The 2,900-nt window shown below is 62.8% G+C and carries 1 protein-coding gene and 2 pseudogenes; all 3 read right to left on the minus strand.

All coding sequences use genetic code 11. The features are described 5' to 3' along the window. Nucleotides 1-71: 71 nt before the first annotated feature. A pseudogene (locus ACYVGD_RS03535) lies at nt 72-335 on the minus strand (IS30 family transposase); the annotation flags it as partial. A gap of 328 nt (nt 336-663) precedes the next feature. Continuing rightward, the gene (locus ACYVGD_RS03540; RefSeq protein WP_460741611.1) at nt 664-966 is read right to left on the minus strand and encodes a hypothetical protein; all 303 of its coding nucleotides are present in this window, start codon (nt 964-966) and stop codon (nt 664-666) included. A gap of 540 nt (nt 967-1,506) precedes the next feature. Beyond that, nucleotides 1,507-2,794, minus strand: a pseudogene (locus ACYVGD_RS03545) (IS256 family transposase). Nucleotides 2,795-2,900: the final 106 nt, after the last annotated feature.

Here is a 2,900-nt window from a genome sequence, read left to right on the forward strand (position 1 = left end):
AAGACCTCGACGCCTACCCCGAGACCGACGCGCCACCCCCGCGACCCACCCTCGATTCGGATGAGCCGGATTCAAGCGGTGAGCGCAAGGAACTCTGCGAGTTTCTCTGATGGTGTCAGATAGCCCAGAGTCTTGCGTGGGCGTCCGTTGAGGCTGTCCTGGATCGCGTCCAACTCCTCCCGGCTGACGATGCTCAGGTCGGTGCCCTTGGGTAGATACTGGCGAATCAGACCGTTGGTGTTCTCGTTGCTCCCGCGCTGCCAGGGCGAGTGCGGATCGCAGAAGTAGATCGGGATACCCGTGGCGGTGGTGAACGCGGCGTGCTGCGACATCTCCGCCAAGGAACCCCAGTGGAAAAGCCGGGCACACCGGCGGACAACCCACGCCCCCACCCAGCCCGCCACATCCCGACACCCCGAAATACCGAAAACGACATCAACAAATGACCAACGGCGGATCGAGGCTGAACTGATACAGTGACGCGTCGGGCGAGGCGATCTGCATGTCCTGCGTGCGCATGCCGTGTACGTGTGTGCGAGCACGGCCACCTTAGGCCTCACGCCGACAGCCGGTGACACCAGCGGTTGACGCCGGCGCTATTCCAACCAGCAGACACAGAACTCCTGACGGTCCTGCCGTGAGCCGATGACCACCGACGTGCCCCTAACGAATCGAAACGCTCAGACGTTTGCCCTCCACGCGCACCCCGTACTCAAGGTGCGCAGCGTCGCGGATCAGTAGAATCCCCCCCTGCCAGCGGACGTCCTCCACAACCTCCGATAGTTCAACCCGATCGGTTTCAGCTTCGTCCACCAAACGACGAACCGATGTCTCACAGACCACGAGCCAACCGTCATCGATGCGAAAGACCACCAACAAATCCTCATCAAACTTGATCACTCGCAGACCCAAATCCAAAGCACCAGGCAGCCGAACCAGTTCCAAAGCAGACCAGAAGTAACCCATCTCACCACAGCTCCCCAGCGAGATGGGTCGCCAGCCAGAGACGGTAAGTGTCCCAGCGTGCTGGCCATCCACCGTCACAGTGACCACTGCAGTCCGACCCTGACCATCTGGGGCCGTACGAACCTCGTACACGCGATCCCCGAGTATGAACGTCTGTCCGGTCATTATCGTGGTCCAGGCAGGGCCGTGATCAGCCGGATGGTGCCGTCAACATCCACAGCCCAAACCGAGGTGATGTTCCAGGTCTGGCCGCTGGGACCAGTCATTGGGCCGCGAACGACGAACTTTGTGCCGCCTCCGGTCATCGGTTCGGACCTCGACGCGTTGCCAAAATTCGTCGTGAGGTGACTTTGGAGAGCGGAGTCCAATGCTGACTCATCGAAACCCATAGAGTCGTTGAAGACGCCAGACTTACTTGAGTTTCTAAGCAGATAGCCAAACTTCCCCTCAGGGATAGTGATTCGGGTCGTGTCAAGAATGTCACCAGCGCTGTTGCCAATAAACTTGGGTCTGTCAGATTCTTTGTGTAAGTGAGGTTGGTCAGTTCAGACCCAGGCGGTCGCCGTAGGTCAGGGACAAGATGTTGAGAATGTTCTTCCAACCGGAGACCTGACCGGTCGGGTTGGGCCGGTTGGGTTCCTTGTGGCGGATCGACAGGTAGAGGACCTTGAGGGCGGATTCCTCGTCGGGAAAGTGGCCCCGCCTGCGGGTGGCGGCCCGGAACCGGGCGTTCAGCGACTCGATGCCGTTGGTGGTGTAGATGATCCTGCGGATCTCGGGCGGGAAGTCCAGGAACGGGATGAACTCCTCCCACGACCGCCGCCACATCTGCACCATGGCCGGGTACTTGCCCTCCCACGTCTGGGCGAACGCCTCGAACTCGTCGGCGGCCACGTCGGGGTTCGGTGCCACCTAGACCCGCTTCAACGCGGCGGTGATCTTCGACCAGTCCGCCTTCGACGCATACCGCAGACTGTTGCCGACCAGATGGACCACACAGGTCTGCACCACCGCTTCCGGCCAGATCGCGGTGATCGCCGTGGGCAGCCCCTTCAGCCCGTCGCAGCACACGATGCACACGTCGAGGATCCCACGGTTCCGAAGGTCTGTCAGCATGAACATCGGTTGCTTGGCGCCCTCCCCGCCCGAGGGGCCGACCCACATGCCCAGCACGTCGCGGTAGCCGTCCACACCGATCCCGACCGCCACGTAGACCGGCCGGTTCGCCACCGTGCCCTGACGGACCTTCAACACGATCGCGTCGATCAGCACCACCGGATACACCCGGTCCAACCGGCGGGCCTGCCAGGCCTTCATGTCGGCCAGGACCTGCTCGGTCACCCTCGAGACCAGATCCCGGGACACGTCGGTGTCATAGACCTCCGACAGGTGCTCCACGATGTCACCGGTGGTCATCCCCTTGGCATACAGCGACACCACCGCCTGATCGAACCCGGCCAGCCGGCGCTGGTGCTTGGCGACCACCTGCGGGCACGAACGTGCCCTCCCGGTCGCGGGGCACGTCCAGGGTGACCTTGCCGATCTCGGTGGTCACGGTCTTGCGGGACGTGCCGTTACGGGAGTTTCCGCGGTTCCGCCCGGCCGGGTCGTGCTTGTCATAGCCCAGGTGCTCGGCCATCTCGACCTCCAACGCCGACTGCAACACCTGCCGGGTCAACGCGGTCAACAACCCGCCCTCCCCGGTCAACTCGATGCCCTGCACCCGGGCGGCCTGCACCAGCTGCTCGGCCAGCTCGGCCACCTGCCCCGCATCCGCCCGGACAGCCACCACCTCGCCACCGGCCGCGGCGGCCTCCTTGTTCGACATGTCAGTGAGACTCCTTCCGGCCCGACCCACAGGTCAAGGCCCTCAGCCAGCCCCACTTACACAAAGTTTCGGACATACATGATGGAAAGCGTCTTGGGGAGTCGTG

Source organism: Mariniluteicoccus endophyticus, from assembly GCF_054780035.1.

What these genes read in the sequence shown, in the direction of transcription:
- ACYVGD_RS03540 (WP_460741611.1), bottom strand. Translation starts at nt 966, where the DNA reads ATGGGTTACTTCTGGTCTGCTTTGGAACTGGTTCGGCTGCCTGGTGCT.